Annotated in this window: 18 protein-coding genes; 4 read left to right on the top strand and 14 right to left on the bottom strand. The window is 50.2% G+C overall.

The window, feature by feature from the left end:
• Positions 1 to 3 precede the first annotated feature (3 nt).
• Positions 4 to 1,146 (bottom strand): HD-GYP domain-containing protein, encoded by a 1,143-nt coding sequence (locus FMR86_RS11650; protein WP_163351576.1) that lies wholly within the window; start codon positions 1,144 to 1,146, stop codon positions 4 to 6.
• A gap of 423 nt (positions 1,147 to 1,569) precedes the next feature.
• Here FMR86_RS11650 and FMR86_RS11645 point away from each other — a divergent pair, with 423 nt between their 5' ends.
• Positions 1,570 to 2,505, top strand: a complete 936-nt coding sequence (locus FMR86_RS11645; protein WP_163351575.1) for a MerR family transcriptional regulator — start codon at positions 1,570 to 1,572, stop codon at positions 2,503 to 2,505.
• 98 nt (positions 2,506 to 2,603) lie between these two features.
• Positions 2,604 to 3,032: a hypothetical protein gene (locus tag FMR86_RS11640; RefSeq protein ID WP_163351574.1), complete on the top strand. Its 429-nt coding sequence runs from the start codon at positions 2,604 to 2,606 to the stop codon at positions 3,030 to 3,032.
• A 33-nt stretch (positions 3,033 to 3,065) separates the two neighbouring features.
• Here the strand turns inward: FMR86_RS11640 and FMR86_RS11635 are convergent, their stop codons facing one another.
• The 13 genes from FMR86_RS11635 to FMR86_RS11575 form a co-directional block, all read right to left on the bottom strand.
• Positions 3,066 to 3,476 (bottom strand): PqqD family protein, encoded by a 411-nt coding sequence (locus tag FMR86_RS11635; RefSeq protein ID WP_163351573.1) that lies wholly within the window; start codon positions 3,474 to 3,476, stop codon positions 3,066 to 3,068.
• Positions 3,460 to 4,356: a hypothetical protein gene (locus FMR86_RS11630; RefSeq protein ID WP_163351572.1), complete on the bottom strand. Its 897-nt coding sequence runs from the start codon at positions 4,354 to 4,356 to the stop codon at positions 3,460 to 3,462. The genes FMR86_RS11635 and FMR86_RS11630 overlap by 17 nt, the downstream gene beginning before the upstream one ends.
• A gap of 170 nt (positions 4,357 to 4,526) precedes the next feature.
• Positions 4,527 to 6,488, bottom strand: coding sequence for a peptide transporter (locus FMR86_RS11625; protein ID WP_163351571.1), 1,962 nt, complete (start codon positions 6,486 to 6,488; stop codon positions 4,527 to 4,529).
• A gap of 35 nt (positions 6,489 to 6,523) precedes the next feature.
• Positions 6,524 to 8,497 (bottom strand): DUF6785 family protein, encoded by a 1,974-nt coding sequence (locus tag FMR86_RS11620; RefSeq protein WP_163351570.1) that lies wholly within the window; start codon positions 8,495 to 8,497, stop codon positions 6,524 to 6,526.
• 17 nt (positions 8,498 to 8,514) lie between these two features.
• Entirely contained in the window at positions 8,515 to 13,380 is a 4,866-nt protein-coding gene (locus FMR86_RS11615) for an FtsX-like permease family protein (protein ID WP_163351569.1), read from the bottom strand.
• Between the two features lie 19 nt (positions 13,381 to 13,399).
• Positions 13,400 to 14,134 carry an ABC transporter ATP-binding protein gene (locus tag FMR86_RS11610; protein ID WP_163351568.1) on the bottom strand — a complete coding sequence of 245 codons (735 nt, stop codon included), beginning with the start codon at positions 14,132 to 14,134 and terminating at the stop codon, positions 13,400 to 13,402.
• A gap of 61 nt (positions 14,135 to 14,195) precedes the next feature.
• Positions 14,196 to 14,873, bottom strand: a complete 678-nt coding sequence (locus tag FMR86_RS11605) for an ABC transporter permease (protein ID WP_163351567.1) — start codon at positions 14,871 to 14,873, stop codon at positions 14,196 to 14,198.
• Positions 14,874 to 15,100: 227 nt separating this feature from the next.
• The gene (locus FMR86_RS11600) at positions 15,101 to 15,889 is read right to left on the bottom strand and encodes a polysaccharide deacetylase family protein (protein ID WP_163351566.1); all 789 of its coding nucleotides are present in this window, start codon (positions 15,887 to 15,889) and stop codon (positions 15,101 to 15,103) included.
• Complete coding sequence (locus FMR86_RS11595; protein ID WP_163351565.1) at positions 15,889 to 17,040, bottom strand: glycosyltransferase family protein; 1,152 nt, start codon at positions 17,038 to 17,040, stop codon at positions 15,889 to 15,891. The genes FMR86_RS11600 and FMR86_RS11595 overlap by 1 nt, the downstream gene beginning before the upstream one ends.
• Positions 17,037 to 17,654 carry a histidine phosphatase family protein gene (locus tag FMR86_RS11590; protein ID WP_163351564.1) on the bottom strand — a complete coding sequence of 206 codons (618 nt, stop codon included), beginning with the start codon at positions 17,652 to 17,654 and terminating at the stop codon, positions 17,037 to 17,039. Before FMR86_RS11590 ends, FMR86_RS11595 begins: the two co-directional genes overlap by 4 nt.
• Positions 17,654 to 18,772 carry a glycosyltransferase family 4 protein gene (locus FMR86_RS11585; RefSeq protein ID WP_163351563.1) on the bottom strand — a complete coding sequence of 373 codons (1,119 nt, stop codon included), beginning with the start codon at positions 18,770 to 18,772 and terminating at the stop codon, positions 17,654 to 17,656. The genes FMR86_RS11590 and FMR86_RS11585 overlap by 1 nt, the downstream gene beginning before the upstream one ends.
• A gap of 135 nt (positions 18,773 to 18,907) precedes the next feature.
• On the bottom strand, positions 18,908 to 20,170 hold the full coding sequence (locus tag FMR86_RS11580) for a glycosyltransferase family 4 protein (protein ID WP_163351562.1): 1,263 nt from the start codon (positions 20,168 to 20,170) through the stop codon (positions 18,908 to 18,910).
• Positions 20,170 to 21,336, bottom strand: a complete 1,167-nt coding sequence (locus FMR86_RS11575) for a glycosyltransferase family protein (RefSeq protein ID WP_163351561.1) — start codon at positions 21,334 to 21,336, stop codon at positions 20,170 to 20,172. The genes FMR86_RS11580 and FMR86_RS11575 overlap by 1 nt, the downstream gene beginning before the upstream one ends.
• 248 nt (positions 21,337 to 21,584) lie before the next feature.
• Here FMR86_RS11575 and FMR86_RS11570 point away from each other — a divergent pair, with 248 nt between their 5' ends.
• Both FMR86_RS11570 and FMR86_RS11565 read left to right on the top strand, forming a co-directional pair.
• Positions 21,585 to 22,760: a hypothetical protein gene (locus tag FMR86_RS11570; RefSeq protein WP_163351560.1), complete on the top strand. Its 1,176-nt coding sequence runs from the start codon at positions 21,585 to 21,587 to the stop codon at positions 22,758 to 22,760.
• The gene (locus FMR86_RS11565) at positions 22,741 to 23,454 is read left to right on the top strand and encodes a bifunctional 2-polyprenyl-6-hydroxyphenol methylase/3-demethylubiquinol 3-O-methyltransferase UbiG (protein ID WP_163351559.1); all 714 of its coding nucleotides are present in this window, start codon (positions 22,741 to 22,743) and stop codon (positions 23,452 to 23,454) included. The genes FMR86_RS11570 and FMR86_RS11565 overlap by 20 nt, the downstream gene beginning before the upstream one ends.
• The last annotated feature ends 35 nt before the right edge of the window (positions 23,455 to 23,489 follow it).

Here is a 23,489-nt window from a genome sequence, read left to right as displayed (position 1 = left end):
GATTTACCAGAGGAATCTGTCCAGTTCCAATTTGAACGTCTTGGGGTGGATGCATTCCACAATTTCCAGATTATTTCCCTGTGTTTCTTCTGACCGCTTGGAAAGGTCCACGAATTCTGGGTGAATAGCCCGGAATCTGCTGTTGAACACGATTTTTACCTGCGGCAGCAGCGGAGCTTTGGGGGTGTTGGTGACAACAACCCCGTAACGACCGTCGGATAACTTTACAAAGCAGCCTACCGGATAAATCCCCACACATTTAATGAAACTTTCCAGGTATCTGGGATGGAAGGCCGAATTTGCCATGGAATACAGGTGCTTGATGGCTGCGTTCGGAGTCATGGCCTCACGGTAAGGGCGGTCCGAGGTCATGGCATCATATGCATCACAGATTGATATGATGCGTGAAAATTGCGGAATGTCATTGCCCGCAAGACCATCCGGGTAGCCTGTTCCATCATATTTTTCGTGATGTGCTTGAACAGATTTGATTATTGTCGCAGGGGTGTTCTGCTTTTCAAGGTACCGGCTGCCTTTCAGGGAGTGTTCCTTGATCTGCTGAAATTCTTCTCTGGAAAGTTTACCCTTTTTTTGAAGTATTTTTTGAGGAATCCAGAGTTGCCCCACGTTCATCAGCATGGCGGTCATTGAAAGTTCTTCTATCAGGTCGCGGGAAAGCCCCATGTAGCGTCCAAGGATAGCACTTAAGATTGTGGTATTCAGACTGTGGGTGAGTAGATATCTGTCCGTGCGGGCGAGAACGGTAAGGCTGGCTGCAGCACTGTTATTCCTGTCGATGGAATCGATAAGCGGGGTGATGTCTTTTTTGTATTCGGCTATTTCAAGCTGACCCTGATCTGCAATTGTTTGAAATATTTTTTGTACACAGTTCAGGGCGTTGCTGTAGGCTTCGCGTGCGAAGAGGATTTCTTCAGAATAAGTGCTCTGGGGGAAGCTGTTTGGGGCGGCACTTTTCTCCGAATCAATCAGGACTTCGCTGATGTTAAGCTGAAGTATGGCGGAGATGTCTGCTTTTGATGCGATTGCTTTGTTGGAAAGCTCAGCGGGAAGGCTGGTGAAGCCGTTGGCGGAACAGACAACAAACATTCCTTCCTGAAGATTGGTAGTCTTTATTTTTTCTAGCATATTTGGCGCGTTGTAGTTTTCGGGGTTTGGCGTTGACCCAACTTTCTTCAGTTTCAATTACACCTTATGTGGCACGCAGGGCAAGCGAAAAGTGCGTATGCCGCGCTACGCGGCTGTGGGGTGTTATCCCGTCACAATACGCACTCAAATGTTTCTTCAGGGCGACTCAATTCGCATAATTTATATGGTTTTGATCCTATTTCCACATACCCTCCGTCGAAGTTCTTCCCATCTTATTTAAATATAATCACGATTTTTCAACTGTCTATCACTGAAGGATAGTATTTGCTGTCAGTTATATATTTTGTGTTGATCAATTGTTTGTTGTCTTGATCAATTAATTGTTCAAAAAGTATTGACGCGTTGTTTTTGGTGAGTTATATATTGTTTAAAGTTAATTTGAACAACAAGTGAGCAAGGGGTATGTCGAGTCAGTTTTTAAGTTTGAGAGAGGTTGGAAGAAGGTTGGGTATCCCTCCTTCAACAGTGGTGTATTATAAGGATAAGTACTCGAAATTTTTGCCTTCATCGGGAGATGATGGGCGCAGGCAGAAGTACTCTGTAGAAGCTGTGGAAATTTTCAGGAGGATACGCGAAATGTATGGAATGAATTGGTCAACTGAACAAATTGAAAATGAATTAAGCTTAAAATTCGGCGCATTGGTAGATACGATAAATAATGATCAACAATTGATCAATGAAGCCGGTCTTGAATCCAGTTCTGATATGCAGACCGTGATCAAAGGGCTTTCATCTGTCCTTGGGAAGGTTTCGGATCTTTTGTCCAATCAGGCTCTATTCCAGACTGAGTTGCGTGACTTGCGGGAAGAGCTTTCAACCTTGCGTACTGAGAAACGCAAGCTCTCTGCCGAAACCAATGAGCGTATCATGGATATGGCCATGGAAATCGGTCGATTGAAGCGTGATCGGGCGGAGTTGTTCAGACTTCTGCGTGCCGGTGACACCGGACCGGATGAGTCTTCTTTTCCTTCTTCCGGTTACCTTGCGAATCCTTTGGTTATTCGTAACTCAGAGGGAGAGTATCTTGGCGTAGCAGGAAAAGGGCGCAAGCATTTTTCTTTGGAAGACTTTGTAAAACTTCTGGAAAATAGTATAACTTCTCATAGAAGCGTTGACCTTGAGTGGAAGGAAAGCGGCGGGCAGTGGGTTTTGGTAATTGATGCCAGTGAAAGCGGTGCTGCGACACAGAAGAAAATTGTGCTGGTTACTGAAGAGAACGTAACTCCCAATAATAATACTGTTGTACGCATTGATAGTATGGAAATTAATGGCAAAGCTGTTCCTGGAGCACTTTTATTCAGTCTTTTTAAGCAGATACGTGAAAGTTTTGATCGTTAAATAGTTCTGTTGATTTTCTAGAAAAAGTCTTGATATATTTAGAAAATGTGGTTATTAAGTTGGTGTTATCAGTAGAGGAGTAGCCTTAGGAGGAAGATATGCCGCAGGTTGCAGCCAGAATTACGCACGATCACGAGCAGTGGCTAAAAAATTATTTCAAGACCAAAAGTGCCGGAGCAGAGTTTATTCTGCCTTGGGCTGTGGATATGTTTTTTAAATCCATGCGTTCTGTTGCGCAGGAATTAAACGTAGCAGAGCTTAAGACCGTGCTGGAATCGTATCAGGGTGTAAAAATCCTGCCGAATCAGTGCAAAGGGGCCTATCTGTTTTTGCAGGTTGAAGAAGCGTGCGAAAATGACAACATTCACAACAATCATGGTGTGAGTTGGCCTAATTTGGAAGCGAAGTTGAAACGGCTTTCTGATGTCCAGTCTTCGTCACTTATGATCTGGGCTGCTGCCTATTGGGTGAGCAAGGTCTGGAACGGGGTTAGCTTTGAAGAGTATATCAAGCTGACTTGCGGGTAAGGGCTTATTTTATTCTTTTTTTGCGGGCAAAGATTATTTTGACCCGTGGTTAGCTGCGTTGAAGGCTATTAAGCCTCTTTTCCCCAAGTCCCGTAGAAAAGAAGCGGCTGCGACCTCTGCTTCACGGGGCAGAACCTGATATTTTTCAGCAAATTTTGCCGCTATCTTGCGGACACTGTTTTTACCGTCAATCATATCCCAGACCAGCGTTCCCATTTCATCCAGTTCCAGTCTTTTAATGGGCGGGGAGCCGTCTTTCCACATTCCGAATCTTTTAGCTACGTCTGCAAAAAGGGGCTTGAGTCGCAACGGGTAAGAAAGCATTATCAGCCCGTTATCCATGCGGGTTTCAGTTATGTCCCGGTTCTTAACAGGTTTACAGGCCATGGCTTCGCCACGGGTCATTTCCGGGATAATCTGCTTTTTTTTACTGAACAATTTCATATTGTTTAAATATGTTTTTGGCCCGGTCTTCAGGAATGTGCTGACGGGACTTGACCATGACGGCCAGAATGCGGTTGCTCTCCTGAGTGTAGCGGATTTCGACCTGACCGTAGGGGCGGCGTTTGGGACTCAGTTTGGATAAAGCCAGAGCCGCAGTGGAGGGACCTTTTTCCTGCCCGAACATGCAGGTGGAGCCTTCACCGTATTCCAGTTCGGCAATTGAGAGGCCCATTTTTTTAATATCTTCGTCAAACAGTTTTTTGGAGAATTCCCCCAGCGTACAGTCTTTGAGGATCACATCCGCCGGGCTGAATCTGTACAGGGAAACAGTATCTGTTTGGTCGCTCAGGGTGATACTGAACCTTCCCGGCTTGAATTCAAATGATTCAATTTCCATGCTGCCGGGCATGGTTGCTTTCATATCATAAATTCGCCAGCACTGATCCCCATCGGGATTGCTGAATTTCAGGCTCTCAAAGAGCATGACCGCCGCACTGTCGATCTGTTCATCGTTTTTGCCGATGAATTGAACCAGCATGACTTTGCCGGCTTTTTTACAATAAAACATGACTCCGCGCCCGGTGGCGAGGTCGGACTGCCAGTAAAAAGCAGTGGTATTGTACTTTTTAAGTGGATTCTTCCATGAAGCGGGCAGTACTGTAGATTCTATCTTCAGACCGGAAGCGGATTCAATTTTTTTGGCCAACTGCCTGAAATAGGTCTTTTCTTTATAGGTTCTGCCTGCGTCATACCAGCGCAGCTCAATACAGGGGTGTTCCCCGTTATCAAGCTGAAGAAATCTTTTGTCTATCCCGCTGACTTCGAACTCAGGCGGCACGTCAAAGCTGATGCCGTCCCATGCTATATTCTTACGATCCATTATTAATCCTTATCTGAAAGCCTGCCCTATTCATGGGCAAAGGCATAAAATCACGCTAGCACTGCTAAACGGATAATTACTCCGGAGCAAAGTACCTAAACCATTTTTAACTCATCCGCAAAGCATTAATTGTTAACCCGGTCTGGGGTAAACGAGCTAGTTCTGATGTATTAATAGGCCATTTTCCCCAGTGATTTCAGGATTAATGTGCAGCCCATGGCAAACATTCCGGTCAAGCCCATGCCGCAGGAGAAGCCTGCCAGCAGGACCGGGGCATACTGCCTCCACATGGCACCGTATTTTTTCTGAAAAAAATAACGGCCGATCAATGCTCCGGCAACCTCCAGAATAAATCCGTGGGGCGTGCTTTGGCCAAGTCCCCTGACCACACCGTAGACCAGCAGAACAGGCAGACCTAATGCATTCAGTATGGCATAGAGCACAAGTCCCAGACTGATACCGCCCATGACCACCGGGCCGCTCAAGGCTTGAAAGAACAGGGAGTTACCTTCAAGGGTGGAGGTCTGCATGAGCAGGGTGTTCAGGGCCTGCAAGTGCCAGAGTTCCTGTGCGTACGGGTAGTTGGATGACGGAATGGGCGCAAGCTGCCAGATGAATTGCGAAAAGAGCAGGCTGGCGATCATGACCACCGGGAAAACAACAAGTTCCGCCTTGATGATACCCCGGATGGAAGTTCCGGTCAGTTCAATTTCGCGGAAATGGACTGTGGCTTCCCCGTAGTTGTGGATGGGGATCGGTGCGTACCAGATTTCAATACCCTGATAGCCGAAGAATTTTGCCCCGGCGATGAAGCTGGCCTCACGTACCAGCGGCAAACTTACAAATTGTCCGGCAATACCTTCCATTCGCGCGGTGATGTACGAGATCACCGGGGTGTAGATAAAGCCGTAGAGCAGGAAGAATATCCACGGGAAATTGGGTACCAGCAGCAGACTCATACCTACGTAAGCAAGGGTAGAGAAGACATAAATGGCAATGGAGACCCAGAAGTTGATATCCCCGCGGCCTTCCGGCGGCTCGAAAAGTTTACTCCATGATTCACGGCTTTTGGCGTGTTCGCCACGGAATGATTTGGCCACGTACCAGATACCGATAATACCGATGGCCAGACCCAGCCCGATGGAAAAACTCATATAAAAGTCAAAGTTGTTGGCAAAGACCGTTTCAACGGTTTCCATACCCGGATGCCAGCGGTGCAGGATGCCGTGCTCATAAAGTACCGGGTTGGCAACAATGGTGATGACAATCCCGATCAGTCCGCCGATAACAGCCCAGAAAGGCAGAACCATACCGATGAAGAACAGTCCGAGGTCAAACTGGATACCTGTTGCCACGGCGGGCAGAATTTTTTCCGTATACGGCGTAAGCTCCACCCACGGTATGGGGATTATCCTGATCGGTTCCGTAAAGAGTAACCCCGAAACCGCAGGCAGGAGCACGTAGACTGCCCCGAAAGCCAGTCCGATGACACCCCCTACCGAGAAGACCCGCCATTTCCAGCTGGCTTGTTTTTCTTCGGTGGATTCTGCCAGTGCCATGGTACCCAGCGCGCCGACCGGAGCCATGGGGAAGGGCAGTTTTTCCACGTCTGATGTGATGCGGTACAGGGCATAGCCCAGTCCGAAATGGTCTATTCGCTGGACAATCTGGGCACCCACCAGCAGCAGTATCGGTATGAGCCAGTCGCGGTGGAAGAAAGTTCGTTCAATGAGCGAATCCGATCCCGGCTGCGGGGCCACCCATGCGGGGATGAATTCGGTCAGTCCCAGCATGCGCGCTGCGTCCGACTGCACTAAATATTGTTGCCATAGCAAGCCTGAGAATGGCGAGGCCAGAGCCGCCCCGGCCATGTAGTAGAGCAGGAAAATTTCCTGCTGTTTCAGCTCGGTGTACGACCTTTTGGCGATTTCGGCGAAGAGAATAATTGTTACCCAGCGCGCGGCCGGGCCGATGCCCTGACCGATGACCAGCTGCAGGTACATACTGCCCGGCATCATCAAGAAGCCGATGAAGATGGCACCGACTACTGTTTTCCAGTCGAAGCCCTCTTCAAAATGGGTCGGGGTTTTCAGCAGGTCCCGATATTCTTGTAGCTCTTTATCGTTGTGCATATTGTATATCTCAGTATGTAGTTAACTTGCTTTTATTAGCCCGGCAGGACCTGATAACTCTGCCCTGCGTACAGTCCATACAAGGCCCATATGCCGCCCATTAAAAAATCTCCCATGATCAGGCCGAAGAACAGGTAGCGAACCCGTTTGAACAGCCCGACTCCGCCGTAGCGCAGGGTCAGCTGGTTGCATATCCAGCCGAGGAAAAAGCTGAACCAGAGAATCTTCATGGCTGAGCTGTAGGCGGTCAGGTATCCGATGGGATGCAGCGGCCACCACGGCAGTCTGTTGTATGCCAGCACCAGCGCGAACATGATCACCGCGCCCATGGTGGCGAAGGTGGTTACCCAGTGCGAGGCTGCGGCAGGTTCCTGAATGATGCGTACCACGTTGTCGTAGACGTTCATGGAAGTGCGGGTGGCCCAGTCCAGCTGCAGTTCGCGGATACCGTATTTGTAGCAGACCATAAGCATGGCCCCGAAGGATACGATTACACCCAGCAGCAGGATTACGGTTATGCCGATCAGGAAGAGCCGTTTGTTATCCAGCCATTCATTGACTTTGGAGCCGTGCACCAGTGAAGGCATCAGCGATTCACGCAGGTCCACGAAAAGTATTTTCTGGCACATGGCGGTGACCGCAATTCCAACCGATCCGAAAAATTTGGACCCGAAAATTGTGGTCACGCAGTCAAGTGGGGCGGCGGTCAGGGTAAAATAGGCGATACCGCCCTGACAAATTGCCTTGGAGGCCACCAGCGTGAAGACGAAAAAGGCCAGCAGGACCACTACCGCCACCAGCAGCGGGATGCCGAAGTATACGCACCATCCGGTGAGCAGCAGGCCGGATACAGCCAGTCCCCAGAAGGAGAAGCGCAGGGACATCCATTCCGCTTCACCGCGGGTGGACTGGGCTCCGAATGCTTCTTTGATGACCTGCTTGAGATGCTGGCGGGCCAGCCAGATGATAAAGATGAAAAATACCAGATAGGCCCCGATCATCTGGGTTTCTTCAGGCCGGGTCAGGGTCGGGCCGAAGGTTACTCCCAATGCGGAAGCAGGGATGTTCAGCCCGGCAATACTGAGGATTCCGTAAAAGAGTCCGCCGAGCAGGAAAAAGAACCAGAAGCTGAAAGAAATCTGGCGTGAAGCCAGAAAGGCGAAACCCACAAAAGCGGGGTAGAAGTAGATTTTCAGCTTGTAGAAGCCGGAGAAAAGCCCGGTTTTGGAAAAGTATTTCCCGGCTAGAATCAGGGTCGGCATTTCCGGCACCGAGGGGATGTAGAAATGCAGGCCGTTGATGGTGTGCAGGCAGATACAGAAGATCAGCCCGATGAGGAAGAATTTGTTGCCGAGGAACGAGCCGTACAAGCCCTGATCCATGGCTTCTTCCATGAAGCGGGGCAGCTGCAGCAGCGGAAAGTTGATGCGTTCGTTCTCCACCCACTGCCTGCTGAAGATGTTGGTCAGACAAAGCATCATGAAGTAGCAGAGCAGAATGAAGATGCCCCACCACATGAGCGGTGTGAGCCACGACGCCCACGGGATGGACTGGAATACTTCAAGGTTGTCCATGAACGGACCGCCCTTGATGCCGTTGTAGAGCTGCTCCACGGCCTTGGGGTCAGTGGGGTGCAGGGCTTCGGGCAGCAGCGGTTGGAGCACTTCCTTCCACCTGTTGCCGATGGTGGCGAAATGGAAGGGCGCGGTAAGATTGATAAAAAAAGTTCTTGCCAGTCCGGTGTAGGCAATACCGGAAACAATGACCATCAGGATCCACATGGTCATCAGGTCCAGCCCGGTCAGCAGCGGATGCGAGCGCAGCAGCTTGCGGTGCAGCGCGCAGATTGCGGTCAGCCAGGCCAGAATGAAGAACGGAGCCAGCGGAAAATGTCCTCCTGCCAGCGGCGTAGCGTTCAAGTAGGCATTATTGAAAGGGGTGAAGGCGCAGATGAGCAGCCCGAAAAGGGTACCCAGCAGAATCGCTCTTTTCCTTATTTTACCATGCATCTGTGGAATCCTTATATTTAAAGGTCAGCAAGTTTGTTGCTTGTATTCAGTCCGGTGAAACCGAAGGCCATCATTTCCGGAACCTTCTCGCGGAAGCTCTTCTGTTTTTCCGGATCAAGTGAACGCCAGACGAGGAATTGCTTTCTGATGGCGTTGATAAAGTCTTTGTTCAGCCGCTTCCATGCTCCTATTTCACCGGATTCACGGGTGATGAAAAGCACAGCCTCAAGGAATTGCGGATGTGCTTCAGAGGGACGGAAGCGCAGTTCCACCATCTGCTTGACCCCGAAGTCAAAGGGAGCCAGCCAGACCCGCACGTTGAAGCGGAAGCAGGTTATATGGTCCGGGCAGCCTTCCAGCAGGTCGCAGACCGATTCAGGCAGGTGCTCCTGACTGAAGTTTACTTCGATCTCCGAAGTGGAGAACAGTCCGTGGGAAACTTCGGTGTGTGATTCAAGATATTCAAGCATGAATCCGCCCGCGTCCTGCTGCTCTTTATGTTTGAGCAGGAAGGGCAGGGTGGCTTCGATGGTGTTGGTGTCGGTGTCAGGCATTTTCCATGAGCGGTTGACGTCCGGGATGGCGATGTTCGCCGCTACCTTGGAAGGATAGATGACCGAGATCAGAGTTACGGCAATGACCAGCAGCATGGCCGCTACGCCCGCCATGGACGAGTAGTTTGCGGTCATGCCCGCCCAGAGCGGGGTCCCGGCCAAGAGGCCGGATGCTGTCTGGGCGATCAGGTAACCCACCACCACGCTGATAACTGCAAAGGCGATGGCCTCGGCAATGAACAGGAAAGATACGTGGGTCGGGGCCATACCGATGGAAGTATAAACCGCGATTTCCTTTTTACGCTCATAAACACTGGTAATCATGGTGTTCAAAACGATGAGCGCGGAAATGATCAGCGGGATGAGGATGTTACCCATGCCCGAATAATTCATGGTGTCCGAGGACTGGCAGATGTATGTGCCGCTGCTATCGCAACTGAAGATAGGCAGTCCGTAACGGTCGATCATGCCGTTTACAGTTTCCTTGGAGAACTCACCGGATATCGGAGCGATAGCCAGAGCCTTGAGGTGTCCGCCCATGGCCATGAGGGTTTCGTAGGGGATGATGGCAGTTACATCGCCGGGAATGTGGGTGTAACGACCCTGAAAGGTGTCGATATCTTCGCCGGATTCAATGGCTTCGGCTTCAACTTCACTGAGCTCCTGCGCAGCGGCGGAAGGGAAGATGACCGGAGTCATGGGTTCGCCGTCAAGGTCGGTGTGTTCGGTGAATTTTTTGCCGTTGAAAATACCCGTCAGCAGGAAGGAACTGCCCCAGACGTCAACGACATCCCCGGCGGAAGCACCGAGGCGCGTTGCCATTTCCTGTGAGAGCAGAATCTGGTTGTTCTTGCCGGGTATCAGCCATTTGCCGCTGACCAGAATTTTATCAATTCCGCTGACATGCGGTTCCATGGAGCCGAGCCCCACCAGTCCTTTTACCTCTTCCTGCTTATTGCCGAAGCTGACCGGGGTGACAGCGGAAGTTGTTTTGTCCTTCAACTCCATCCAGCCGCGCGGGGCGACAATACCGTTTTCATCAAAGTCATTGCTGACAATGGACAGAGTTTCACGGGGCAGATCGTGCCAGCCGAGATTTTTCATGAATAAGCCGTGGTAGGGCTTGGCATCATTGAATTTAACGTAAGTATGTTCACGCAGTGATTTAACTGCGGTGAAGCTCATGATGGTGAAAGTCAGGATAGTCAGGGTCAAACAGGTCAGGAAGGTCCTGAGTTTGCGGCGGCGCAGGTTGCTGACCCCGATAACAAATGCGGAGGTGAAAGCCTTCCACTTGCTGATTTCCGAGGTCTGGGTCTTGTGTGCCCGTTGCTGGAGCAGAATCATTTCTTTTTCAAAGCGGAAGAAAATGATCAGCGAAACCATGACCGAAAGGCCGAGAATGAAGAAGGCCAGAATTACAACCATGGGGCTGTAGGTGAGCTCAAAAGCGGGGTGCACGGAATAAATGACCGCGATAACCGCCGAAAGCACGGCCAGAAAGCCGAGAATTCTTTTGTGGATATCAGCGAAGGAGAAGAGCAGCCTCTCCATGCAGTAGGCAAAGGGGATGAACAGGGCGATGTAAAAGAGAACGCCCACCAGCACATCCTTCTGGGTCTGGTCCACATCAAGGTAGACCTTGGAGGCCAGTGCCCATGCGTTGCGGGCATCGGTCATGAAATCGTCGTAGCGGCGTTCCTTCCATGCTGTTTCAGCATCGGCGAGGGCTTTGCTCCCTTTCTGTTCCAGATTCCTGATCTGCTGGTTGACGATGCCGTGGGCTTCAAGGTTTTGAATACGCGGATCAAGCAAGGTCCACATATCCCGCGCCGCACGGTAGTCGGTGGCCGGGATAATGGGCCATTGTTTGAGGTTGTATCCCTTGCCGGCCGGATCATCTGTTTTGGAATCAATGAGAATCATTTTTCGGTTCAGCACCGTATCCGAGAGAGTCATTTTCAGCGGTACATCCGGTTCGAGGAATACACTGGCAATGGTGGATGAACGGGTATCGATGCGGCTGTACCAGTAGTGCATGGGGGTGGCGTCGCGGGTGCCGTCCAGTACTTCCACTTTGGTCATGTAGCGGAAGGTGCGCGGGGTCAGCAGGTCGAAAAGGGTGGTCTGGCGGCAACCGAACATAACCAGCTTGGTTTCCATGTCCAGTCGGCGCATTTTTACCCTGTATGAGCTTTTCCCGGTCTGCTGTTTGTCGATGGCCCAGACAATTCTGCCGTCATCATTATATTTATAGCCTTCAATGATCAGTTTGGACTGGACCAGTTTTTTGGAGGCCACGCCCTTGTATTTGAAATCTCCTTCGGAGTCGGAAAGGGCGTAGAATCTGGTTTTACCCTGAAAAGCCATGAAGATGACTCCGGGAGCCGGCTGGTCCGCGAAAAGTTCACCCTGACGAATGAAGCGGGCCTTGCCGTTGACCATGGCGAATCCTTTGCGGGGCAGCTTGGAGGTCAGCGGGCCGGATGTGTCGGAAATTTTCCTGATCAGACCTTCAGCGAGTTCGGCCTGTTTGCCGATTTTATCCCAATTGACGTTTCCAACAGTATCAAAAGGTGTGCCCCAGTACTCGCGACCGTCGTTCACAGTGGCGAAGGTGAAGCAGAGCTTGCCGGACATGATGCCGATTTCACTGCTGAACTGCGGTTTATCGAGCAGCCATGTCTGCCACGGGCGGGTGCGGTCCGGGCGCAGGGTGTCTTTGTACATGCCTTCGGTCCCGGTCAGTTTTTCAACTTCCGGTACCGCGTCTTCAAGGATGTCGTTGATGCGCGAAAAGGTGCGTGAGAGGTTGACGCGCGGTCTGAGTTCATAGAACCAGCCCTGCCCGAAAGCCCCGACCCCTTCGCCATGGCTGGAAAGGTGCAGGGAGATGCCGCAGACCATTTCCTTGGAGCGTACAATCTTGCGCAGTTCACGGGCACTCTTGATGGCGGTCAGCTGTTGTTTGATGTCCCGTTTGGTTTTAAGGACTTTCTCTTTAACATGTGGAAAAAGATCTTGCACCGCCGCCATCTCTTCAGCAGGCAGGGTGGAGTAATCGGATTTCCATGAAATGCGGCGCAGCAGCTTGCGTCTGTTGTCAAGTTCAGTGATGGCGTTTTGATCAGCATTTTCCTGCAGCCGCAACTGCATGAGTTTTTTGCTGATTATATCCACCTCGTCCTTGATCTGGTTTTTCAGGGTTTCGTAAAGCAGGGAGAACAGTTGCGGATTTTCCGTTGCAAGCTCGGTTGCCAGCGGGTTGTCCAGCTCAAGACCGTCAAGAATTTTGGAAGCGTCATTTTTTTTCTTACGCAACTCCACCTTGATTTTTTTGAGCGTTTTGCTTTTACCGGAAACAGCAGTGGCGTATTCACGCATGCCGCGCAGGGACTGTCCGTGTCCGGTGGTTGCCAGCAGCAGTACCGAGCGTTTGGGCGGATTGGCGGCCATTTTTTTTCCGACCTCAAGAAGAGAGGCAATGGAAAGAGCTTCATCCGCACCGGGAGAATCGCCCATGACGTAGACTGAGCTGTCGTAAAAAGATTCAATTACAACCAGCTCTTCAGCCATTTTCGGATCACTGCCCTCGATAAGGCAGTATACGTTTTCCGCTTCAATCCTTTCCCATTTGCTTTGGGATTTAATATGTCCTGATTCGGCAACAAGCTTGCTTCCGATCCCGGAGTCAAACCCCAGTTCGGTGCGTGCATCTGCTGCACTCATATAGTAACGGGGAAAATCCAGCGGTGAGAGTTCCAGCTTTTCTTCGAAAAAACCTTTCAGGGTCGGGCCGTTATCAATATAGATAAGAGCCGATGCTCCTAGACTGGCCGCATTGAGCCAGTTTTTGCCGGAATCCATATCCATGAGCACAATGGAATCTTTGACCGGAAGACCGTTGAAATTATCAAGGTCTCCCTTGCCGACATAAATAACCGGACCGTCCAAACCCTCAACCGGAGTGCTTGGCGGGGATACGGCATTAAATTTAGCAGGTTTGATGTGGAGTTGTTTTCCGTTATCGATACTGAATACAGTATCCGATGTGTTCATGGCCGGAGCGAGGAAGAGGTGTTTCCCGGTCTTGAAATCACCGAGTTCCTCAAACTTCATTTCAATGTAGTCGGCAGCTCGTTTTGCGCCTTTGGAGCCGAAGGAACGGTCTCCGAAAGCGGAAAGTTCAGTGATGGTCTGTCGTATGGAATCAGTGGAACTGTATGCCCGTTCGACCATTCCTGAACTTAGGAACAGCAACGCGCTCAGCAGAAAGAATGCAATCCTGCCCCATTGATACTTACGTTTGTCAGCTTGATATGTGGACATTTACGGGTGCCTCCGGGGATCAGGCCATGCGGATGCAGCCCACGTCAATATTGAGCTGGTCACGGTCTTCGATTTTCTTGATCAGCCCGTCTTCGATCCAGACAACCCGGTCCGAGGCGTTGAGCATTTTATAGTCGTGTGTTGCGGTGATGATGGTCACCCCGCGTTCCTTGCTCAGCTCGTTCATGAGCTTGATGATTTCTTCCCCGGTGGAGAGGTCGAGGTTACCGGTGGGTTCGTCCGCGAGGATGATTGCCGGGTCATTGGCCAGCGAACGGGCAATGGCCACACGCTGCTGCTGTCCGCCGGAAAGTTCCTGCGGCTTGTGGTTGTAGCGTTTGTCCAGCCCCACCAGATCGAGCAGTTCAATGCCCTTGGCTACTGCGGCGTCATTATGTACTCCGGCGAAAATCATGGGCAGGGTGATGTTTTCCAGCGCGGTCATGACCTGGATGAGGTTGAAGGTCTGGAAAATGTAACCGATTTTGCGGTTACGCAGCCAGGCAAGTTCAAAGGCGTCCAGCTGGGCGATGTCCACTTCATCAATATAGACCTTGCCTTCGGAAGGCTTATCCAGTCCGCCGATCATGTTGAAGAGGGTGGATTTACCGGACCCGGAGGGGCCCATGATGGAAAGGTATTCCCCGGCATAAATTTCAAGGTCCACGCCTTTCAGGGCCTGAACGTCAGTGCTGCCGAGTTTGAAATTTCGTTTGACTCCGGATACCCGGACGATGGTGTGCTGGTCGGCCATAACTTTCGCCTTTTATCTTAATTTAAGTTGTTGTTCTTTTGAAAATTATTCGTCTCTAAAATTATTCTTCCGTGCGCATGGCTTCAATGGGCCGCATGCGGGCGGCAATGAATGCGGGGTAAAGTACGCCCAGCAGGGTCAGCCCGAATCCAACTCCTACAGAATAGAGCAATGAAAGACCTACCTCAGCAGGAGGCAGCATGGTCACGGCATCAAGCCCGAAACGGAGCATGCCCACAAGTACGGCGATGGCCGCTCCGAAGATGGCGCCGAGCAGTGCTCCGGTAGTGCCCTGCATGGATGCCTCAAGCAGAAAAAGACGCAGCACAAAGCTGTCCAGCGCGCCGAGGCATTTCATGGTGCCGATTTCCCGGAAACGTTCGGTTACCGCCATGAGCTGGGCATTGACGATCCCCACGGTGCAGACCAGCAGGGAAAGGATGACAATCCAGCGGTCTTTGGCACTGCCACCGGGAACATAGCCGGATTTATCGAGTGTTTTGACCAGTTCCGGATCGCCGGAATGATACAGACCACTTGAAATATCAGCCCCCACAAGAACATAGGCCAGAAAGGATACCGCCAGAATAAGGCTGGTTACAGTGACCATGTTGCGCAGGAATCTAGATTTCAGGCTTTTCAGGCTGATTTCAAAGGATTTTTTAAAGGGCAGGACCACCAAAGCTGCAATATCGGGTTGGTCATCCTGATTTTGAAATGGAATTTTCTTTTTTGACATGTTTTGCTCGGTAGATATGAACGTATCTGCAAGCCATGATTCGACCCCGTGAATCATGGAAGAATAATTAGCGAACAGCTATTTATAAATAACTGAAACGGGCTGAAATGCAAAGGGAAAATGCAAACTCTGCCGCTACTTCGCTTTTATAAATTTCTTTTTCGAAGGATATATAGTGAAATGCAGGCTTATTGCATTACAATGAGGTGAATTTGATTACAAAACGGTCATGAAAGTAATTCCCGGATATCTTTGACGTGAAGGCCGGGTGTTTCATTTATTTTACCGAGCAGGTAATGAAGGAAAAGCTGAGAGGTTTTGTTCATGCGCTGATGATGGAGCATGAATCCGGCACGGCCTGATTTGACTCCCTCAATCATTAAATCTTGCAGTGTTTTTAAGCCTTCAACAGGAGAAGTGGTTTTAACAGTATGCAGATCGATATTGACCGGGATGTCCGGCAGTTCTTGCGGAGGCTGCGGTTTGACATTGGTGCTGCGGGAAATGGCAGCAAAGCCCAGTTCAACAAGGGATTGCATTGTTTCGGCGGAACAGCGGTTCCACGGGGGAGTAAAGAGCGGGCTGAAATGATCGCCCAGCAGGTGGGACAGCTTCTCTTTGCCCCGGGCCAGTTCGCTTGAGATAACGCTTTTTTCGCGCGAAGGACCGAACTCGAATTTTTTGCGCTCTGTCTTATGATCCATATGCCGATAGCCATGCTGATGCAGACACCATAAATTGAGGTCGGGATCCAGCTCAGAAAATAAAGCATCCCGGCGTTGTTCGTTGAACCATGCGGGAACAACTGCGAGGGCCAGCGGGGTGTTGTGCTTCTTGAAAGCTTCGATCATTGCCGAGAACTGCCAGCCCGGATAACCGATATCATCAGCACGGAAAAATACATCACAACCCTGCTGCGGGATGTGGGTAACAAATTCATCCCACCAGATATCGAAGGATTCGGTGAGGGATGATATGTTATTTTTCCAGATTGCTGAGACAGGTCTGTGACCCATTATATTTTCCTTAATTTCCTGATTGATGCAGCAGAATTCTGCGCACCTTGCAGATTAATGGTGTGATCGGCTGTTGTGCGCTCGCGTTTCAGCAGGGATTGGATTATCGCAGACATGTCCGAATTTGAATCCAGAATTTCCAGCGGGATATATTTTGCCAGTTTTTCCGCACGGGTGCGCTGCTCGTGGTTGAATGCGAAGGGTAGTACCGCTGCCGGGATGTTTGAGGTCAGGATATCCATGCAGGTGTTGTATCCGGCCATGGAAATCATTGCATCACCGGCAGTGAGCAGGTCGGTGAAATCTGCTGCAAAACGTTGAATGGTGATGTTCTCATGTGTTTTCGCAGTGGCGCATAAAGCATCAAATTTCTCGGCATTCAGAAACGGCCCGGTCAGCATGAGTAATTTGCTTTCCGGTGCGTTCAGGCTGATGAAGGATTCAAGTACCGATTCCATAAGTGGGCCGCCCACTTTGCCGCCTCCTGCACTGGCAATGAGCAGCTTTTCGTCTTTGCTCACCCGCTGGTCGGTACGGATTGCATCGCGCACATTTTTAGCTGGCTTGCGGGCAGCGAAGCCTGTGTATTCGCAGGGAATTTCAATTTTATCGAAAGCTTGGAATGTTTCATTCAGCGCAGCGATCTTCGGGTCTGAGTGAATGAGCAGCAAATCGAAATATTTGTTCAGGTATTTTACAACCCGGGCTTCATGTTTGCCGCCGTCATCGCGTTCCACAAGAATGTCCCGCAGGGAGCATACAACCTTTACATCACCGAATCTGCCTTCACGGATTGCATCAAGTACGGGCAGCAGTTCAAAGCGGAAAGCCTTGCGTCCGAAAGGAAAAAGTTCGATCAGGAATACATCCGGTTTTTCTTCGGCAAAGATTTTGAGCAGGGTTGCGCTACGTTCTTTTTTTACCTCTTCAAGTTCACGGCCCGGATCAGTGGGCATCAGTCCGCCGAACTGTTCATTCATGCACAGACCGGGCAGCTGGCGGTATTCTACATTGTCCGGCAGCGGTTGATCCGGTCGTTCTCCCCCGGCCACGAAAATGATTTCTTCCCGGTCCAGCCCCCTGGCAATCTCAAGGGAACGGAAAAAATGGCCCATGCCCAGAACATGCTGGCAGTAGTGAATTATTTTCATAGTTTCTCATTCAACCTTTCAATGGAAAGTTCGCCGTTCCAGTTCAGCCAGTGCAGCCTGCGTTTTTTTATCCGTTTTTTCTTTTCAGGCATGAAATCGTGGTCGAGAAGTTTGTAGATGACGGTTTTCATGGTGCCTTCGTGGGCCACGGCCAGAATTTTGATTTCATCCTTATCTACATTACGGATGATTTCGGCAATGCCGTCTTCAAGGGCTTTGATGCTTCTTGCTGCACAATCAATGCGGTTTTCGCCTGCGTTGGGAGTGAAATTCCAGCCCCTGGCGACCTCTTTATCAAGTTTACCGGGAAATTTTTCATGCAGCTCTGCCGTGGTCAGCCCGGACCATTCTCCCCAGTCCTGTTCCCGTAATCCGGGCAGGTGCAGCATGGGCAGTTTAAGACCTTCGGTGATGATATTTGCGGTTTCGATTGTGCGGCCAAGGTCGCTGGTCAGTACAGCATCAAAGGTTTCAGGCTCAAGCACATTGCGCCATCCGGCTGCAAGTTCGCGTCCATACTCGGTCAGCGGAGAGTCAAAGTGCCCCTGAATGCGTCCCGCTTCATTCCATTCTGTCACTGAGTGGCGGATAAATGCAATTTTAACGGATTTCATCAATATCTCCGGCTGCTGATGCTGATCAGCTTTTGTTCAACTTCCTGAAGGTTTTTGTTCAGGTCGAAAGTGTCCTTAACGTGCTTTGGCCCGGCCTTTGACATTTGTCCACGCAGTTTGTCGTTATCAAGAAGCCTGTTCAGGTTCTCGGTCAGGGCTGCGATATCTCCTTCCTGAGAAAGAAGTCCGGTTTTTCCGGGGAGGACAGCTTCATTAGGCCCCTGAGTCGAATAGGCCACAATGGGCAGTCCTGCGCATTGTGCTTCCAGATAGACCATGCCCAGAGCTTCGTTGATGCCCGGATAGGCGAAAATATCAGCCGCGCTGTAATACTTGTAAAGGTCTTCCCGTCTGACCTGACCAAGGAAAATTATGCTGTCTCCGGCTTTTTCAGCAGCCAGCTTCTCCAGACGCAAACGGGCCTCGCCGTCCCCGGCAATAAGCAGCGCGGCATCCGGAGATTCAGCTGCCAGCGGCGCGAATGCATTGATCAGGTCAGTAATGCTCTTCGCCTTAACGTCCTCACGGAGCATGGCAGCACTTAAAATGACTTTCCTGCCGTTCAGCTTGTTTTTTATACGTATCTCTTCAGCACCCTGCGGGCAATAACTGAATTTGTCCGGTTCGATGCCCGCATAAGTGCGTGATAGTTTTTCGGACAAAACGATTCGTGCAAGGTTGTGGAAGTCTTTTTGCTTATTGGCAAAGACATGGTCCGCATGGAGCAGTCCATGTTTATTTGCCATGTAGCCCGGCCATGTCTTGTAGTTGCGGCGGTATTTTGTGGCGAATACACCTTGATAGATGACGTAGGGGATGCCCAGCTTTTCGGAGATATACGGTCCCAGCAGGTCCGGGGATTTGTAGTAGCTGTGGTAGGTTAGCCAGAGGTCTGGTTTGAATTGCTGTACCCGCTTCAGGGTACGTTTGAATTCAAAATATAATGCAGGCCATTTATATGGCTTATTTGTGATATGGCGCAGTCTGAATTTGCTGGCAATCAGCAGTTCGTGGCCCTGAGCTTTCAGAAAATCATGCAGCGTTTTTCCTATGATCAAATCCCCTGAAGGAAGAGGGTGATCAATAGGCTTATGGGGTGCGAAAAAGGCTATTCGCATCTGCGTGACTCCCTGTTTTTATACAGCAACGAGCTAAGATTTTAACCAGCGAAGCTTAATAAAAGTTTTAGGAGAGTCCAGAGAACCCTTTTTCAAAAGGGTTCTTTGGTCCCCGAAGGGCCGCCGGAGGCAGTCTTATGCCTTTATTCCGTATTGCTCATAAACATCCGCCAGCTTGTTAATCCAGTAGCGGTTGTCGAAAATTTCATGCACCCGTTCTTTTGCAGCCGGGATCAGGTTTTTGCGCAGTTCCTGGTCGGTGAGCATGCGCTCCATGGCATCGGCCATGGAATCGGAATTTCCGGGTTCAACCAGTAGCCCGGTCTTGTCGTTCTCGATGAGTTCCGGGATGCCGGAAACAGTGGTGGCAACAACAGGTACGGACATGGCCATGGATTCGGCCAGCACGTTGGGGATGCCGTCACGGTCACCGTTGGGCGCGATTTCGCAGCCGAGGACGAATAGGTCGGCCTTGCGGTAATGCTCCAGCACTTCTTCGTGGGGTTTGGCTCCCAGCCAGTTGCAGCGGCCGTTCAGCTCCAGTTTATCCAGCAGTTTTAAGGTCTCTTCACGTTCATCACCCTCTCCAATTATATTGTAATTGAAGTCTACGCCTTTTTCTTCAAGTCTTTTGAGGGCATTGAAGACTGTGGGCAGACCTTTCTTGGTGGTGAAGCGGGCCACGGTGAAAATTTCATACGGACCGGAACAGGTAAATTCCTTGTCGGAACTGAACAGGTTCAGGTCAATGCCGTGGTAGACCTTGTGGATTGGTTTGCCTTCCGGGGCGATGGACTGCAGGTAGTCGCAGTTGTATCCGGTACAGGTTACTGCGAATTTTGCTTCGGAAATCTTGGCGGTGATCTTTTCCGGCTTCTGGGTGTAGATGTCCTTGGCGTGGGCAGTAAAACTGAAGGGCAACCCGGACAAACGGCTGGCGTTTCTTGCCACTGAGCATGGGGAGTGGGCGAAATGGGCGTGGAAGTGGAAAATATCCGAGCCGGGCAGAATTTTTTCCACAATGTATTCACCCTGCAGCATGTGCTTGAATGATGCTTCGCTTCCGGTTTCGCGGTAGACATTCCAGATTTTGTCGATCCGGTCAGTGAATTCTTTATCCTCGCCGTAACGCGGGTCTTTGAGTCCGGCATCCATATCAGTGGAACCGAAAAGTTCTTCAAGGCAGCCTTCTATTGTGGAAGGCAGGTAAGATACCTCGGCCTTGATTTCAGAGATGGATTTGTGGGTGAAGCTCTCCCGCGGCTTACGCATGGAGATGATGTGAATCTTGACGCCTCTCTGTTCGAGGAGTCTGATTTCATTGGAAATAAATGTCTCGGAAATACGCGGGTAGCCCTTGAGAATCATCGCAAGGACGGGCTTTTTAATATCAGTCATCAGCAGTTGTCTTTAAAGTAGCCTACGCGGTCATGCATGACCTCAAGGCCGGTGAAGTTGAAGTTTTTAACGGCTTCCCGAATGGAGTGGGAGTTGTCCAGCAGATGATTGACCTTTTCCATGATTGTGTCAGGTCCGAGCTGGTGCCAGGGCAGAAAATCGGCCAGATTCTGTTTTTTCAGTACGTCGGCCCGGATGGTCTGCTCAAGGCGCGGGGTTTCGCGGGGAACGATCAGGCTGACCTGCTTGTGTGAAAGAATTTCGCAGATGGTGTTGTAACCGCCCATGCTGACCACAAGGTCGGCATTGCTGAACAGTTTTTCCATCCTTCTGTAAAAATGGTAAAAAGTTACCGAAAGATTCTTTGCCCTTTTGGAAAGATCAAGGCGTTGTTCCTTGGACATGAACGGGCCGGTAACCATTACAGTCCTGAAATGCTGCGGATTGTATTTTTCAAGTGCTTTCAGGTAGGCGTCCATCATAGGGTATCCGTCACCGCCGCCTCCGGCTGTTATGACTACCAGCTTTTTGCCGTTTTTCCTTTTTTCCGGGCAGGAGCGGCTGTGGATTTTACGGGGAATGTATCCGGTAAAAACCATTTTTTTGCTGATGGATTCGGGGATTTGGTATTCCTTGATGGGATCGTAATATTCCTGATGTCCGTAGACCCATATTTCCGAATAGAGGTTTTCCAGCACATCGTAGATGCCTTTGTCGGTCCAGTCCTGAATGGTGCTTTCTGAATCGTCCATGATGTCGCGCAGGCCGAGGATGGTCCGGGTCTGGCCGATCTGTTTCATCCACTCAAGGGTGGGCATGATCTCATGCTTCATTCCTTTGGGGGCCTTATCAACAATGAACAGGTCCGGGCGGAAGCTTTTTGCCGTGGCATCAATTATGGACTGGCGGATGGACATGGCATGAACAGGTTCGATTTTGATGGAGTGGGGCACATAGAGGTCGTTGGACCGCTTTATCATGCCGGGTACACGTACGAAATCGATTTGTTCGGGAAATTCAAAGCGGCCCACAATAGGGGAGCCGGTAAGGATGAGGATGTTAACCCCTCTGCATTTCAGTTGCGATGCAATAGCCATCGTACGACGGATGTGCCCAAGACCGTATGTGTCGTGGGAGTACATTAAGATGTTGTAAGTCTTGTCCATTTATCGTACCGATTCTCAGGGGTTAAACTCATCCGCCATTTACGGAATATTCTTGCATCGCTGTAGCCGTTGGCATATCTAGCGGAAAGGATAATAGATGTAAATCCTTATTCCCGGCGATTACATGCGTACTGATTTCTATTATTTTTTTTGACTGGAAGCAATCCCTTTTCTTAATTTTTATTGATATGGGAAATAGTTTTTATTCTTTTGAAATATTTGTCTTTTATTACTTTTAAGGTTGTTTGATGGATTCAAATTTAGATGTTTTGATTTATGCCCACGATGGCAGGGGGCTGGGGCATGTCAGCCGAAGTGTGGGAATTGGACTTGCCTTGCGCCGTCTGTATCCCGGTTTGTCAGTGCTGCTGGTTACCGGGTGTGCCGCAACTGCCGAACTTATCGGGGATGGTCTGTTGGATTGGATCAAGTTGCCGTCATATAAGACAAATGTGACTTCAGGTAAGTCGTCGGGTGTGAAAGGTGATTCCAATATTGATGACAAGCTGCTTGGTGAACTCCGGGCACGCAATATCCGGGATATTGTAGATGCATACAGGCCGAAGGTTTTTCTTGCCGACCATACCCCGCAGGGCAAGCATAAAGAATTGCTGCCTTCGCACACTGTCTCTCCGGAAACCGTCCGTGTTCTGGGTATCCGTGCTGTTGTGGGCGAGGTGGGCAAGGTTTGGTCTGAGCTTTCTGTGGATGTTTTTTCCGGCAGCTATTCCAATATTGTCTGGTATGGAGATTCAACCGTAGCCGGGAAATCAGAATTGGAACGACTGGAGTCCCATTACGGAGTAGCACCTCATGAAGCAGGTTATGTTTCGCGGTTGTCCGAATTACATTGTCTGGGAAATGGGGATGTTAAGAGGAATAAGCTGGCCGGGGTCATATCAATTCCGTGGTCCGGAGAAGGGACAGCTGTGCTTCTGGATAAGCTGGCACAGGCTCTCGGCAGGATTGATAAGGGTTACGGTGAGTGGAAAATTTATATGAACCTGCGCGAATCAGGTGCTGCTGCGGCTGTAAATGGATTCAGTGGGTTGGTGAATGTCCGCTTTGAGCAGGTCGGTCCGCAATTTCTGGATGATCTGCGTAATTCGCGTAGCGCGGTTATTTACGGAGGTTACAACAGTTTGACTGATGTAATGGTCTGCGGAGTGCCTTCGGTTGTGCTTTTGCGGGGCATGAAGGATGGTGAGCAGGAAGAGCATGCGGCTCTGCTGGCCCGTAAATCCTGCGCTGTTCAGGATGTGTTTTCCGATCAGGAAGTTAGCGTGGAAGAATTGCGGGAATCACTGACGAAGTGTTTGGCTGCGGAAGTGGATGGATGTTCCATAAATTTAAATGGTGCGGAAAATGCGGCCTGCTATCTGGCGGCATTGGCAGGAGTAGATGATGTTGACCGCCAGTCCTGAGTTGAGAGCAAAGTTGCGTGGCTTGACCAAGGAATTCTCCCGTCATGAAATGGGGCAGTGGGAGAAAATTCTGGCCCCACTGGACCGCAGTATGAGTATTCTCGAAGTCGGCTGCGGACGGGGTGAAAAGACGGACTTTCTGCGTGCGCAGGGGTTCAATAACATACTTAGTGTCGAGAAGAACGAATTTCAGGTCCGGGAATGCTGCAAGCGCGGTTTGAATGTGGTTACTCTTGATGAATTTGCGCAAAACCATAGTGCGGATAAGTTTGATTTCATCGTGCTTTCCCACATCATTGAGCATTTTGATTTCGAGGGGCTGGTTGATTTTATCGACGGCTATCTGAACCATCTCAAACCGGGGGGGCTGCTGCTTATTGCCACGCCTATGCTTCACCCTCATTTCTGGCTCGATCTGGATCACCGGAAGCCGTATTATCCGCAGGGCATAAAGAACTTTTACAGCGGTGCGGGGGAGCAGGTCGGTTTTACGTCCAAGTACCGTCTTAAACTTAAAGATATCCGTTTTCGCAGAAGCCCTTTCCGGATTAAGAATGACCGCAATCTTCTGTTGAAAAAGAATGATCTGCCCATGCTCGTCTTTAATTTGATAAGTGCGGCATTGTTTAAATGCAGTTTTGGACTGCTGGGATACAAAACTGCGTGGATCGGACTCTATGAATTGAAAATATAAAAAAGTGCTTGCGCATGGTTCGCAGTTGGACTATT

It is taken from the genome of Desulfovibrio sp. JC010 (assembly GCF_010470675.1).
Classification (GTDB): Bacteria; Desulfobacterota; Desulfovibrionia; order Desulfovibrionales; family Desulfovibrionaceae; genus Maridesulfovibrio.
Note: the sequence above shows the minus strand (reverse complement) of the source record. Positions and strands in the feature narration are given on the sequence as shown.